A 13569-nucleotide genomic window follows, 5' to 3' on the forward strand; every position below is an offset into this window, starting at 1 on the left:
TGCGGCACGGCACGCCGACCGTCCGGCTCCGGCCTCCGGCGCGCCGGGGCGGCGCTCACCAGTCTCGGCGACCACCCCGGCCGTCGTAGCGCTGGTCGTCATAGCGCGGGTCGTCGTAGCGCGGGTCGTCGTAGCGGTCCTCGGGACGGAGCCGCTCGCCGGTGGAGTGCGGCGGGTCCTGGATGTAGGGGCGCGACATCCGCTGCTCGCCCTGGTGGCCGTGGAGGTCCAGCGGGTCGGCGGGGTCCACACCCCGGTCGTAGCCGGACGGCGGGCCGTACAGGTCCCGCAGGTCCGCCGGGTGGCCGCCCGGCGGAGAACCGGGGGCCTGCCGCGGCCCCCCGAACGCGTAGGGGTCGGGCTGGGCCGGGGCGGGATAACCGTAGGGGTCGGCCGCGGGGACGCCGGGACCGGACCGGCCGCTCTGGGCCGCGAAGCCGAAGGGGTCCGTGGAGTGCCCCTGGGAGGGGTAGGCGTCGGGGTCGGGCAGGCGCGCGGCGGACGGGAACTGCTCCGCGTGGGGCGTGAACGGGTCGACCGGGCGCTGCGGGGCGCCGAAGGGGTCCGCCGGCTGCTGCGCGGCGAAGGGGTCGGAGGCCTGCCTGGCGAAGGGGTCCTGCGGCGCGCCGTAGGAATCCGGCTGGGCGCCGTAGGAATCCGGCTGGGCGGCGTACGGCTCCGGCTGGGCGGCGTAGGGGTCCTGCGGCGCGCCGTACGGATCGGGCTGCCGATGGCCCTGGTGGGCGGCGTACGGGTCGCTCACCGCCTGGTACGGCTGCTCGCCCGGGACGCCGGGATCGGCGAGGTCGGGCAGGCCGTACGGGAGGGAGTCACCGACGATCATGTTCTCGCGCGGCACCGCGTCGGCCGGGCCGTACCCGGGCGCGCGGTCCTGGAACCGGTCCGGCGGGGGCGGGGCGCCCCGGGCGACGAGCACGTCGTTGGGTCCGAGCGCGGCGGCCTGGCGCGGCTCCTCCGGCTGCGGGGCCGCCTGGCCGGGCAGCGGGTCGGCGTACTGCGGCTGGGCGTAGTCCTCGGGGCGGGGCCGGGCGTACTGCCCGGTGCCGGGGAGCTCGGCGTGGCCGCCGGGAGCCTGCTCGTCCACCTCGTCGGGGTACTGGCCTCCGGCCTCGATGAACCCCTCGTCCAGGGTGTCGACCAGGCGGCCCACGTCGTCCATGGGCATGCGGAAACTGGCGGTGCACATCTCGCCGCGCCACAGGCTCAGCACCAGCGTGCCTTCGTGCCACGTGACCCGGAGCACCCGCTCCTGACCACGCTCGTCAAAGAACACCTCGCCGAACGACGGCAACGGGACAACTTCCGACATGGAGGACATAGTCTCTAACCAGCCTTTATTCGTCCACTCGACCTCTAGAAACCCTACCGAATCGGTCCTAACGTCCCCATCTTCCGCCCCAATGACACCAGAGGGAAGCCGGTTGCCGACCCCGAACGGCGGTGCGTGGCTGGGTGGTCCCGCCAGTCTGCCATGGAAGGCGACCCCGGGGTCCCGGAACTCCGGGACGCGTCCGCCCGGTGACCCTCCGGAGGCGGCGGGCGGCCCGCCACCGGATTCACGCGGGGCACGCCTCCTTGTCGGAGCGAGCGGGTACGGTTGGCTGTCGTGCCGACCGACTCTCTCACCTCCGACGAACCCCTCGCCACGGCCTCCGGCGACACCGCCGCCGTGGACGCCGTCTCCATGGACGCCCGCACGGAGGACGCCTCCGCGGAGGACGCCCCCGCGGAGCGGCCCGCGCGCACCAAGGCCTCCGGAGCGGACCTCCCCCCGGTCGACGAGTTGCTCGGCGCGGCCGTCCAGGCCGTGGGCGGGGTGGAGCGCCCCGGCCAGGTCGCGATGGCCAGGGCCGTCCAGCAGTCGATCGACTCCGGCGACCACCTGGCCGTCCAGGCCGGAACCGGCACCGGCAAGTCCCTGGCCTACCTGGTCCCCTCGATCCGGCACGCGATGACCTCCGAGGGCGCCGTCGTGGTCTCCACCGCGACGATCGCCCTCCAGCGCCAGCTCGTCGACCGCGACCTGCCCCGGCTGGCCAAGGCGCTGGCGCCGAGCCTGCCCGCCGAGCCCACCTTCGCGATCCTCAAGGGCCGCCGCAACTACCTGTGCCGCTACAAGGCCGCCGCCGGCTGGCCCGACGACGAGCCGGACCAGCTGTTCGACCCGCGCGAGGTGAGCGCGACCGGGCGCATGGTCCAGCGCATCCAGGAGTGGGCGGAGGAGACCGAGACCGGCGACCGCGACGAGCTGGTCCCCGGGGTCAGCGAGCAGGCCTGGCGGCAGTTCTCCGTCAGCTCCAGGGAGTGCCTCGGCGCGCAGCGCTGCCCGAGCGGCATGGAGTGCTTCGCCGAGCTCGCCCGGGCCCGGGCGGGCGAGTCGGACATCGTGGTGACCAACCACGCGCTGCTGGCGATCGACGCGATGGAGGACCTGCCGCTCCTGCCGGAGCACGAGGTCGTCGTCGTGGACGAGGCGCACGAGCTGGTCGACCGGGTCACCTCGGTGGTGACCGGCGAGCTGTCGGAGGCCATGGTCACGGTGGCGGTGAGCCGGGTCGGCCGGCTGATCGAGCAGCCGGCCTCCGACCGGCTCATGGAGGCGGGAGAGGACCTGAAGGCGCTGCTGGCCGCCGCTCCCCCGGGGCGGCTGGACGAGCTGCCCCAGGTGCTCGGCCTGACGCTCGCGCTGGTCCGCGACGCGGCGTGGGCCTGCATCACGGCCCTGGGCCCCCGCAACTCCTCCGACAAGGACGACCCGGAGAAGGCGGGGCTGCGCAAGGCCGCGTTCACCGCGCTGGACGAGGTCCACGACACCGCCCAGCGCATGCTGGACGCCTTCGGCCACGCCGAGGAGGTCGACCGGGCCGAGGTGGTCTGGCTGGACGGCGCCACCGAGCGCCGCCCGCCGGTCCTGCGGGTCGCCCCGCTGACGGTCGCCGGGATGCTCCGCGACAAGCTGTTCGGCGACCGCACGGTGGTGCTGACCTCCGCCACGCTCGCGCTGGGCGGCACCTTCGACGGGCTGGCCCGGCAGTGGGGCATCGGCCCGGGCGACGGCGACCGCTCCGGCTGGTCCGGGCTGGACGTCGGCTCCCCCTTCGACCACCCGCGCAGCGGCATCCTCTACGTCGCCAAGCACCTGCCCCAGCCGGGCCGCGACGGCCTGCCCGAGGCCTACCTGGACGAGATCACCGAGCTGATCGAGGCCGCCGGGGGCCGGACGCTGGGCCTGTTCTCCTCGATGCGCGCGGCCAAGGCCGCCACCGAGGCCCTGCGGGACCGGTTGAGCGTGCCGCTGCTGTGCCAGGGCGACGATTCCACGATGCTGCTGGTCAAGCAGTTCGCCGAGGACGAGCCGACCTGCCTGTTCGGCACCCTCTCGCTCTGGCAGGGCGTGGACGTGCCCGGCCCGTCGCTCCGGCTGGTCGTCATCGACCGCATCCCCTTCCCCCGCCCCGACGACCCGCTGAGCTCCGCCCGCCAGCGCCACGTCGCCGCCAAGGGCGGCAACGGGTTCATGTCGGTCGCCGCGACCCACGCCGCCCTGCTGCTCGCCCAGGGCGCCGGCCGCCTGCTCCGCAGCCAGCACGACAAGGGCGTGGTCGCGGTCCTCGACCCCCGCCTGGCCACCGCCCGTTACGCGGGCTTCCTGCGGGCGTCCCTGCCGCCGTTCTGGTCCACCAACGACCCCGACACGGTCCGCGCGGCGCTCAAGCGCCTGTCGGCCTCCCCGCCGGCGCCGTGACCGGCAGGGGTCACCGGGCCCGGCGGCAGTGCCGCGTCCGCAGATGACGTCGTGAGCGGTGCCGGAGCCGGCGCGGGCAGGCGTGCGGGCCCCGGCCCGTCAGCCGAAGGGCTTGAGGTCCGGGCGCTTGGGGTCGAGGTCGTCGCCCGAGGAGCGGCCGCGCAGCCGGCGCACGACCCACGGGCCCAGGTGGCTGCGGACCCACTGGACGTCCTCGCGGCGCTTGACCCGGGGGTCGACGCGCTCGCGGGGCGGCCAGCTCATCCGCCAGTCGTCCTCGGTCGGGACGCCGAGCACGTCGCACACCTTGGCGGCCACCATCCGGTGGCCCTCCTCGTTCATGTGCAGGCGGTCGTCGCTCCAGGCCCGCCAGTCGCGCAGGCCCTGCATCGACCACTGGTCGACGAGGCGGCAGCCGTACAGGTCGGCGATGGACCGGACGTGCAGGTAGAAGATCGCGAAGGTCCCGCGGGCCCGGCGCATGATCGGGGTGTCGCGGGGGTCCACGCCGGTGAACAGCAGCACCTCCGCCCCGGTGGCCCGCAGGTCCCGTACGGCTCCCGCCAGCTTCTTGGCCATGCGGTCGGGGTCGCTGCCCGGCCGGAGCAGGTCGTTGCCGCCGGCGCAGAAGCTGACCAGGTCCGGGCGCATCCCGACGGCGAGCGGGACCTGCTCGGCGACGATCTGGTCGATGAGCTTGCCGCGCACCGCGAGGTTGGCGTAGCGGAACTCCGGGTCGAGCGCGGCCAGCCGCTCGGCGACCCGGTCGGCCCAGCCGCGGAAGCGGTCCGGCGCCCCGCCGCGGTCGTCCGCGGCGGGGTCGTTCAGGCCCTCGGTGAAGCTGTCGCCGAGGGCGACGAAGGAACGGTAGTGCGTCACGGGTCCCCCCGATCCCATGATCGCGGCGTCCGGCCGCGATCGGTTGTTCAGACGGTCCCGGTCGCCCGGATCCCGCCGGCCGCCGGCACGCCCCTGCCGGTCAGCCCGCGTCGGCGACGGCCCGCAGGGCCAGCACGTACGAGGTGAGGCCGAACCCGGCGATGGTGCCGGTGGCCACCGCGGCGACCACCGAGGTGTGCCGGAACTCCTCGCGCGCCGCCGGGTTGGAGATGTGCACCTCCACCAGGGGCGCGGTGCGCTGGGCGATGGCGTCGCGCAGCGCGTACGAGTAGTGGGTGAACGCCGCCGGGTTCAGCACCACCGGGATCTTCCCGTCGGCCGCCTCGTGCAGCCAGCCCACCATCTCGGCCTCGTCGTCGGTCTGCCTGACCTCCACCGACAGGCCCAGCTCCCGGCCGGTCTCCCGGCAGAGCTCGGCCAGGTCGGCGAAGGTCTCGGCGCCGTAGACGTCGGGCTCGCGGGTGCCCAGCCGGGAGAGGTTGGGGCCGTTGAGGACGTAGACGAGCTTCATCCGATCATTCACCGTTCCTCACTCGCCGCGCGGCCGTACCGCCCGCCGGGCCCGCTTCCGGGCACTCGGCGCGGTTCACCGCGCGACCTCGTTGTAGGCGGCCTCCAGGAGCTCCTCGGCCGGGTCCTCCAGCGGGGAGACCCTGGCCAGGCCGTCCAGGACGACGAAGCGCAGCGTGGCGCCGCGGCTCTTCTTGTCCAGCCGCATATGGTCGCGGAGCGCGGGCCAGGCCTCCCTGCGGTAGGCCGTGGGCAGGCCGACCGAGGCCAGGACGGAGCGCGTGCGCTCCACGACGTCGGCGCCGATCCGGCCGTCCAGCCGGGACAGCTCGGCGGCGTAGACCATGCCGATGGCGACGGCCTCGCCGTGGCGCATCCGGTAGTCCTCGACCCGCTCGATGGCGTGGGCCAGGGTGTGGCCGTAGTTGAGGATCTCCCGCAGGCCGCCCTCGCGCAGGTCCGCGCCGACGACGTGGGCCTTGATCCGGACCTTCCGCTCGATCAGCTCGCGGGTGTGCCGCCCCTCGGGGAGCCGGGCGCCCTCGGGGTCGGCCTCGACGAGGTCCAGGATCACCGGGTCGGCGATGAACCCGCCCTTGATGATCTCCGCCAGCCCGCCGACGTAGTCGTCGCGGGGCACCGAGACCAGCGTGGCCAGGTCGCACAGGACCCCGGCGGGCGGATGGAAGGAGCCGACGAGGTTCTTGCCCTCGGGGGTGTTGATGCCGGTCTTGCCGCCGACCGCCGCGTCGACCATGCCGAGCAGGGTCGTCGGCACCTGCACGACCTTGACCCCGCGCAGCCAGGTGGCGGCCACGAACCCGGCCAGGTCGGTGGTGGCCCCGCCGCCGACGCCGACCACGGCGTCGGAGCGGGTGATGCCGTAGCGGCCGAAGGCCGACCAGAGCTCGGCGGCCACCTCGACGGTCTTGGCCCGCTCGGCGTCGGGCACCGGCAGCGCGACGACCTCGTATCCGGCCGCCTCGATCGCGCCGCACACCGGCCGGGCGATCTCCGGCAGGCTCGCCGGGTGCACGACCGCGACGGTGCGGACCTTCGGCCCGAGCAGCCCGGGCAGCTCGCCGAGGACGCCGGTGCCGACCACCACGTCGTACGGCGCCTCGCCGGGGACCGGGATCCTGGTGACCGTCATCGCCGGGCCCCCGTCAGGACCGCCTTCACGTCGTGTCCGCTCATCCGCCGATCCCCTTCACGATCTCGTCCGCGACCTCGCCGGGCGCCCGATCGTCGGTCGAGACCGTGATCGCGGCCAGTTCCTGGTAGACAGGGCGGCGGGCGTCCATCAGCTTCTTGAGCTGGCTGCGCGGGTTGAGCACCAGCAGCGGGCGCGCCGAGCCCAGCCCCACCCGGGAGACCGCCTGCGAGAGGCCGACCTCCAGGTAGACCACCGGGTGCCCGGCGAGCAGCTTCCGGGTCGCCTCGGCCAGGATCGCGCCGCCGCCCAGCGAGAGCACGCCGTCGTGCTCGGCCAGCGCCAGCCGTACGGCCTCCGCCTCCAGCTCGCGGAAGCGCTCCTCGCCGTCCTCGACGAAGATGTCGCCCACCGGCTTGCCCGCCACGGCCTCCACGTCGGCGTCGGTGTCGCGGAAGGCGACCCCGAGCCGCTCGGCCAGCAGCCTGCCGACGGTCGACTTGCCCGATCCCGGAGCACCGATCAGCACCGCGCGAGGACTCATTATTTGATCACCATGGAGGAGAGGTATCCGGACAGGTTGCGGGCGACCTCCTCGACGGAGTCGCCGCCGAGCTTCTCGAGCGCGGCGTCGGCCAGGACCAGGGCGACCATCGCCTCGGCGACGATCGCGGCGGCCGGGACCGCGCAGACGTCGGAGCGCTCGTGGTGGGCCTTGGCCGCCTCACCGGTCAGCACGTCGATGGTGGCCAGCGCCCGGGGCACGGTGGAGATCGGCTTCATGGCGGCGCTGACGCGCAGCGGCTCGCCGTTGGTCATGCCGCCCTCGACCCCGCCGGCCCGGTTGGTGATGCGGCGCACGCCGTCCGGGGTGTTCTCGATCTCGTCGTGGGCGCGGGAGCCGGGGCGGCGGGCGGTCTCGAAGCCGTCGCCGACCGCGACGCCCTTGATCGCCTGGATGCCCATCAGGGCGGCGGCCAGCCGGGCGTCCAGGCGGCGGTCCCAGTGGGTGTAGCTGCCCAGGCCCGGCGGGAGGCCGTAGGCGAGCACCTCGACGACGCCGCCGAGGGTGTCGCCGTCCTTGTGGGCCTTGTCGATCTCGGCGACCATCGCGGCGCTGCCGGCCGGGTCGGCGCAGCGCACCGGGTCGGCGTCGACGGCGTCCATGTCGCCGGGGCCGGGCACGACGCCCTCGGTGGTCTGCGCCGAGCCGATGGAGACGACGTGGCTGACGATCTCGACGCCGAGCGCCTGCTTGAGGAAGTTCCTGGCGACCTGGCCGAGCGCGACGCGGGCCGCGGTCTCGCGGGCGCTGGCCCGGTCGAGCACCGGGCGGGCGTCGTCGAAGCCGTACTTCTGCATGCCGGCGAGGTCGGCGTGGCCGGGGCGGGGGCGCGAGCGGGGCGCGTTGCGGGCCTGGCCCTCCAGCACCGCCGGGTCCACCGGATCGGCGGCCATGACGGTCTCCCACTTGGGCCACTCGGTGTTGCCCACGCGGACGGCCACGGGGCTGCCGAGGGTGCGGCCGTGCCGCACGCCGCCCACGACGGTGACCACGTCCTGCTCGAACTTCATCCGGGCGCCGCGGCCGTAGCCGAGGCGGCGGCGCGCCAGGGCGCGGTCGATGTCGGCCGTCGTCACCTCCACCCCTGCGGGCAGTCCTTCCAGGATCGCGACGAGCTCGGGGCCGTGGGACTCTCCGGCGGTCAACCAGCGCAACATGAGGACAAGTCTTCCACGTGCCGCCCACTGGAATGGCCGCAGCTCACCTGATGAGACGGCGACATGAGACGGCGACATGAGACGGAGGAACGGGACGGCGGCATGAGGCGGTGGCACGGGACGGCGGCCGGGCGTCCCCGGCCGCCGACCCACGCCGCCCCACGCCGGTCAGGCCGGTCCGGGGATTCTCGCGTGGGCGAGGTGCACGAGCCCGGACGGGCGCAGGGCGTCGGAGCGCTCCCAGAGGGCGGCCTCGACCGAGTCGCGCTGGCTCGCGTGCCCGATCACCTCGAACGCGTGCTCCTCCAGGAGCGAGGACATCTCCTCCGGGCCGAAGAACGAGACCCAGGGCTCGCCGCCCTGCGCGGCCACCGCCATGACCGCCTCGGCGTACGCCCGGCCCGCCTCGTCCCGCAGCTCCTCCGGGAGCAGGTGGTCCAGGACGAGCTCGCTGCCGGGCGCGAACCCGGCGACCACGTCGAGCATCCGGCCGACCGCCTGCCCGGTCAGGTACATGCTGACGCCGAGCCAGCTCACGAACGCCGGCCGGGCGGGGTCGAACCCGCCCGCCGCGAGCCGGTCCGCCAGCGACCCGTCCTCGAAGTCGGCGGGGACGAAGGCGACGGTGTCCGGCACCGCGATCCCCGCCCCGGCCAGCAGATCGCGTTTCCACCGCTGGGTGGCCGGGTGGTCGACCTCGAACACCCGTATCCCGGCGGCCGCCTCCGGCCGGTAGGCGAAGGAGTCGAGGCCCGCACCGAGGACGACGTACTGCGTCAGGCCCCGTCGTGCGCCCTGCGCGAGGCGGTCCTCCGTGTAGCGGCTGCGGGTCACGGCGGACACCCGGGCGCCGGCGAGCACGGGATGCCCCCCGTGGGAGCGGTGGTAGCCGACCATCTCCTCGGCCCCCGCCCCGAGGAGCCGGTACGCCAGCGGGTCGGTGAAGATCCGGGGTTCGCCGTCGACGATCAGGTGCGCCGCGCGGGCCGCCGCCGCCATGAGCGCCGTCTGACTTGGTTGTCCGTCATGTTTCACGGAACGAAAGGCTATATAGAGATTTGGCGATTATATCAGACAATAAAAAATTCCATAAGCGGCAAAAGATTTCAATCAGGCATCATTTATCAGAGTTGATCCATGAGCGGTCCCGGCCCTCACCGGACGTCCGGCACGGAAGGATCCCCCTCGGCCGGGGTACGGCGGGGCACCCTACCGAAGTCGGGCGACGCGATACTTCGGTCGACGGAAGGACGGGGACACACCGCGACATGCCGGAGATGTCCTATGGTGACGGGCATGACCGAGATCTTCGTCCCGGAGGGGTCATGGACGTTCGACGGTGAGGTCCTCCGGATCGTGCCGGGCGGGGACGGCGTCCACGAACTGCGCAGGACGCTCGGCGAGCTGGCCGTCCCCCTCGCGGCGATCGGCGGCGTGTCGTTCGAGCCGTCGCGCAAGGGCGGCAGCCTCCAGCTCCGCCTGCGACCGGGCGCGGACCCGCTGGCCGACGTGGTCGCCGGGCGGCTCACCGGCCCCGCCGACCCCTACCGGCTGGCCGTCCCCAGGGAGCGCACCGGGGCGGCCGAGTACCTCGTCGACGAGGTGCGCAACGCCCTGACGCTGGAGCAGGTGCCGAGCGGCCCCGCCGAGGCCTTCCTGCTGCCCGGCCCCGCCGTCCCGGTCTCGGCCGCGGCGGGCGACGGCACGGTCAGCTTCGACGGCGAGCGGATCCGCCTGGAGTGGACGCTGTTCGCCGGCTCGGGCAAGGAGTCGGCGGGTCCGCAGGCGTTCCTGCTGCCGGACGTGGAGGGCGTGGAGTGGGCCCCGCAGCACGGCCTGGGCTACGGCTTCCTCCGCTTCCGGCTCAGGGGCGGCCCGCCCGCCAAGGCGCCGGAGAAGGACCTGCACTGCCTGGCCTGGGGCGTGCAGCGCTACGGCGGCACGACCGCCCTGGTGGCCGCAGCCGTACTGGCCCGGCTCGCGCGGCTGCCCGCGGATCCGCCCGCGCTGCCGGCCGGCGGATCCGGAGAGCAGGATGCGCTGCTGCGCCGCGTGGCCGAGCTGGAGAGCCACGACACCGTGATCCGCCGGCTGGGCGAGCTCGGCGAGTTGCACCGCTCGGGCGTGCTCACCGACGACGAGTTCGCCGCGGCCAAACGTTCGCTGCTACGCCGCCTCGAGGACACCTGAGCCCGGAGGAGTGACCGTGGAACACGGAGAGAGCGGCCTGCCGAAGATCGGCGCCCCCGCGCAACGCGCGCTGGAGGGCGCGGGCTACACCCGCCTGGAGCAGCTCACCGGCGTCACCGAGGCCGAGCTCCTCGCGCTGCACGGCGTGGGGCCGAAGGCGGTGCGCATCCTCCGCGACACCCTCGCCGAGCGCGGCCTCTCCTTCCGCGGCGGGTGACCCGCGAAAGGACCCTGATCCCGCGATCTCCGTCAGGCGGCCATGACCTTGATCGTCTCGACGGTCAGCTCTGTCAGCCGGGCGACGACCAGGTCCGCCTCCGCCAGGTCGCGGGCGCCGTACGTGGAGGTCACGGCGATGCAGGCCATCCCGGCGGCCCTGGCGGACCGCACGCCGCTGGGCGAGTCCTCGATGACGACGCACTCGCGCGGCTCCCGGCCCAGCCGGGACGCACCCCTGAGGTAGGGCTCGGGCGAGGGCTTCCCCGCTGAGACGTCCTCCGCGGTGACCACGCCCCTGAACAGGTCCCCGATCTCCAGGAGTGCGAGGACGGCCTCCGCTTCGGCGCGGATCGCGCCGGTGACCAGCCCCAGGGGGAAACCCGCCCGGTCCAGGCTCCTGACGAGCTCGGCCGCTCCCTCGCAGGCCCGGAGACCGGACGCCGCGAGCCGGCTGTAGGCCCGCGACTTCTCCGCGACGACGCCTGCGACGTCCTGGCGGACCGAGGGAGTGCGCCGGGCGAAGAAGTCCCCGAACCCTTCCCTGTCCGTCCTTCCGAAGAAGAACGCGCCGTACTCCTCGCCGCTCATGGAGAGCCCCATGCCCTCCACGACCCGCCGGGCCGCCTGGAAGTGGAGATCCTCGTCGTCGACGAGGACGCCGTTCATGTCGAAGAGGATCGCGGGGGGCACGTGCGCGACGCTAACACGCCGGTCCCCGGCCCCGCGCCCGTCCGCCATCGGCGTCCGGTAACGGCCGGTGTTCAGGTCCTTCGGCGGCGGGGAGGCCGCCCCCTGCACGCCGCTCGTCGCGCCGGCGCGGCGCTGCCGGCGGATTCCGGCACCGCAGGAGCCGGCGGGCGGGTCAGACGCCGAACGGCGGAGCGTAGGCGATGACACCGCTCGGGACCGGGAGGGCGTCGTCGAACACCAGGGCCATCATCGCCTCGTCGGGGGCCTCGAAGGGCGGGCGGATCCCGTAGGCGGATGCCCGGGTGAAGCCGAACCGCGGGTAGTACCCGGCGTGGCCGAGCACGAGGACGAGGTTCTCGCCCATGGCGCGGGCGGCCTCCAGGCCGGCGCGGATCGCGGCCGAGCCCGCGCCCTGCTTCTGGTGGCGGGGCAGGACCGCGCAGGAGGCCAGGGCCAGCGCCGGGGCGTCGCCGACGTGGCAGCGGGTGAGGAGGGCGTGGCCGGCGACGGTGCCGTCGTCGTCCACGGCCACGATGGACAGGCCGGGGATCCACGCGGGGTCGGCGCGCAGCGCCTCGACGAGGTCGGCCTCCATCGGGGTGGGGAAGGCCGCGAGAACGACCTCGCGGATCGCGGGGACGTCCCGCCCGGTCTCGGGCCGGGTGGTCCAGGTACGGGGCATGGCGGTGGGCGCTCCTCCGGGGAAGCCGCTGCGGTGGCAGGGCTTCCCCTGTTCTACCGCAGGTTGCGGACCGGTTCCCAGCACAGGTACGGCTCACCGCCTCGGCGGGGTCCCTCGCCCGGTGAGCCCCCGCGCCACCCGGGACCGGCTCCGCCCGCGGGTTCCCTCCCCGATGCGCCTCCGGCCCGCCGGTCCCGTACGGCACCGGCGGGCCGTTATTCGGTTGCCCGGCCCCCTCGGGGTGTCTATAGGGTGCCCGGCATGACAGCGTCGCTCCGCCTGGAGAAGGTCACCCCCGAGAACGTCCGCGCCGCGTGCGACATGAGGCTCCGCCCCGGCCAGGAGCGCTTCGTGGCTCCGGTCGCGCAGTCGCTGGCCGAGGCGTACGTGCAACCCGACGTCGCCTGGCCGCGCCTGGTCTTCGACGGCGACCGGCTCGTGGGCTTCGTGATGCTCTTCCTGGACGTCCCCCTCAACCCGGACGACCCGCAGGACCCGCCCCGCTCCGGCCTCTGGAGGCTGGCCGTCGCCGCCGACGAGCAGGGCCGGGGATACGGCCGCTTCGCGGTGGAGGCCGTGTGCGAGGAGCTCCGCAGGCGCGGGAAGACACGGGTGACGGTGACCTGGGTGCCGGGCGACGGCGGACCCGAGCCGTTCTACCTGAAGCTCGGTTTCCGGCCGACCGGGGAGAAGAGCGACGACGAGATCGTCGCCGAGCGGGACCTCTGACGCGGATCCGGGCCCGCCGGTTCAGCGGCCGGTCAGGATGACGGCGAAGGCCGCAATGATCATGAAGGGGCCGAAGGGGATCTCGGTTCCCCTTCGGGCGCGGCGCAGGGCGAGCAGGGCGGCGCCGTACAGGCCGCCGAGCAGGTGGGTGAGGAACAGCCCGGCGAGGACCTCGTTCCAGCCGAACCAGCCCAGGGCACTGCCCAGGGCCAGGCCGAGCTTGGCGTCGCCCAGGCCGATCCCGGCCGGATGGATGAGGAAGAGCAGCAGGTAGAAGGCGCCCATCGCCAGGCCGCCGAGCACGGCCGTGACCAGGTCGCCGGGGCGGTGCCCGAGGGCGGCGGTCACCGCGAGGATCGTGAGGGTCCCCGCCCAGGCGGGCAGGGTCAGCCGGTCGGGGAGCCTGCGGACGGCCGTGTCGACGAACGCGAGCGGAACCGCCAGTACGGCCAGCCAGCCGAAGGCCAGCAGTTCCCCGGGAGGCCCGCCCGGTCCACCCGCCTCCCCGGTGGGAACCGCCACCGCCGCCAGGTCCGCCAGGAGCAGCGCGGTGATCAGTTCGACGGAGAACGGCGGCGGCCCGATCTCGGCCGAGCAGGCCGGGCAGCGGCCCGTGGACGGCAGGACCGCCATGCCCGGCCCGCCCGGGAGGGCCGGCCTCCCCCCTCCCCGCGGAGCGGCCGCCCTCCGTCGGTTCCCCCGGAGCGCGTCCCCGCCGGCTCCGGGAACGAGGCGGGCGGCGCAGGCCGGGCAGTGGGCGCGCGGCGGCCGGCCGTGCTCCACCGAGTGGCGGAACACCGCGGCGCGTTGCAGGCCGCCTGCGACCAGGGCGAGCGCGATCAGGGCGAGCGCGGCCGGCGGGACGGTCCACCAGGGGGAGATCACCGCTCGACCATAGTCCGGCCGAACTTTCCGTGTCCGCCGGGCGCCCCAGGTATGACGTGCGACGTCATTGACGGAGCCGGAGCCGATCATGGACGCTGGTGACCACTTCCGCCCGGAGGAGGG

Annotated in this window: 14 protein-coding genes; 4 read left to right on the plus strand and 10 right to left on the minus strand. The window is 74.4% G+C overall.

What is annotated here, in order from left to right; all coding sequences use genetic code 11:
• Positions 1-55: 55 nt before the first annotated feature.
• Entirely contained in the window at positions 56-1330 is a 1275-nt protein-coding gene (locus tag FHS22_RS21150) for a hypothetical protein (protein ID WP_184944070.1), read from the minus strand.
• A gap of 375 nt (positions 1331-1705) precedes the next feature.
• Between FHS22_RS21150 and FHS22_RS21155 the strand changes: the two genes are divergently transcribed.
• Positions 1706-3766: an ATP-dependent DNA helicase gene (locus FHS22_RS21155; protein WP_184944121.1), complete on the plus strand. Its 2061-nt coding sequence runs from the start codon at positions 1706-1708 to the stop codon at positions 3764-3766.
• Between the two features lie 99 nt (positions 3767-3865).
• Here FHS22_RS21155 and FHS22_RS21160 read toward each other — a convergent pair whose 3' ends face one another.
• The 6 genes from FHS22_RS21160 to FHS22_RS21185 form a co-directional block, all read right to left on the minus strand.
• Positions 3866-4645: an SGNH/GDSL hydrolase family protein gene (locus FHS22_RS21160; RefSeq protein ID WP_338047869.1), complete on the minus strand. Its 780-nt coding sequence runs from the start codon at positions 4643-4645 to the stop codon at positions 3866-3868.
• Between the two features lie 100 nt (positions 4646-4745).
• Positions 4746-5177 (minus strand): type II 3-dehydroquinate dehydratase, encoded by a 432-nt coding sequence (aroQ, locus tag FHS22_RS21165; RefSeq protein ID WP_184944122.1) that lies wholly within the window; start codon positions 5175-5177, stop codon positions 4746-4748.
• Between the two features lie 75 nt (positions 5178-5252).
• Entirely contained in the window at positions 5253-6329 is a 1077-nt protein-coding gene (aroB, locus tag FHS22_RS21170) for a 3-dehydroquinate synthase (protein ID WP_184944072.1), read from the minus strand.
• 40 nt (positions 6330-6369) lie between these two features.
• Complete coding sequence (locus FHS22_RS21175; RefSeq protein ID WP_184944073.1) at positions 6370-6873, minus strand: shikimate kinase; 504 nt, start codon at positions 6871-6873, stop codon at positions 6370-6372.
• Positions 6873-8051 carry a chorismate synthase gene (aroC, locus tag FHS22_RS21180; RefSeq protein ID WP_184944074.1) on the minus strand — a complete coding sequence of 393 codons (1179 nt, stop codon included), beginning with the start codon at positions 8049-8051 and terminating at the stop codon, positions 6873-6875. Before aroC ends, FHS22_RS21175 begins: the two co-directional genes overlap by 1 nt.
• Before the next feature lie 168 nt (positions 8052-8219).
• Positions 8220-9086, minus strand: a complete 867-nt coding sequence (locus tag FHS22_RS21185) for a class I SAM-dependent methyltransferase (protein WP_338047870.1) — start codon at positions 9084-9086, stop codon at positions 8220-8222.
• A 261-nt stretch (positions 9087-9347) separates the two neighbouring features.
• Between FHS22_RS21185 and FHS22_RS21190 the strand changes: the two genes are divergently transcribed.
• Both FHS22_RS21190 and FHS22_RS21195 read left to right on the plus strand, forming a co-directional pair.
• Positions 9348-10241, plus strand: coding sequence for a DUF4429 domain-containing protein (locus tag FHS22_RS21190; protein WP_184944075.1), 894 nt, complete (start codon positions 9348-9350; stop codon positions 10239-10241).
• A 16-nt stretch (positions 10242-10257) separates the two neighbouring features.
• Complete coding sequence (locus FHS22_RS21195) at positions 10258-10458, plus strand: helix-hairpin-helix domain-containing protein (protein WP_338047871.1); 201 nt, start codon at positions 10258-10260, stop codon at positions 10456-10458.
• A gap of 32 nt (positions 10459-10490) precedes the next feature.
• Here FHS22_RS21195 and FHS22_RS21200 read toward each other — a convergent pair whose 3' ends face one another.
• Together FHS22_RS21200 and FHS22_RS21205 are read right to left on the minus strand one after the other, a co-directional pair.
• Positions 10491-11150, minus strand: coding sequence for an HAD-IA family hydrolase (locus FHS22_RS21200; protein WP_184944079.1), 660 nt, complete (start codon positions 11148-11150; stop codon positions 10491-10493).
• A 172-nt stretch (positions 11151-11322) separates the two neighbouring features.
• Positions 11323-11832, minus strand: coding sequence for a GNAT family N-acetyltransferase (locus FHS22_RS21205; RefSeq protein WP_184944081.1), 510 nt, complete (start codon positions 11830-11832; stop codon positions 11323-11325).
• A gap of 261 nt (positions 11833-12093) precedes the next feature.
• On the opposite strand from FHS22_RS21205, the gene FHS22_RS21210 reads away from it, so the two are divergent.
• The gene (locus FHS22_RS21210) at positions 12094-12561 is read left to right on the plus strand and encodes a GNAT family N-acetyltransferase (protein ID WP_184944083.1); all 468 of its coding nucleotides are present in this window, start codon (positions 12094-12096) and stop codon (positions 12559-12561) included.
• A 21-nt stretch (positions 12562-12582) separates the two neighbouring features.
• Here FHS22_RS21210 and FHS22_RS21215 read toward each other — a convergent pair whose 3' ends face one another.
• Positions 12583-13446 (minus strand): prepilin peptidase, encoded by an 864-nt coding sequence (locus tag FHS22_RS21215; protein WP_184944085.1) that lies wholly within the window; start codon positions 13444-13446, stop codon positions 12583-12585.
• Positions 13447-13569: the final 123 nt, after the last annotated feature.

Origin of the sequence: Thiemannella venezuelensis (assembly GCF_014203605.1) — a bacterium.
Classification (GTDB): Bacteria; Actinomycetota; Actinomycetes; order Streptosporangiales; family Streptosporangiaceae; genus Planomonospora_A; species Planomonospora_A venezuelensis.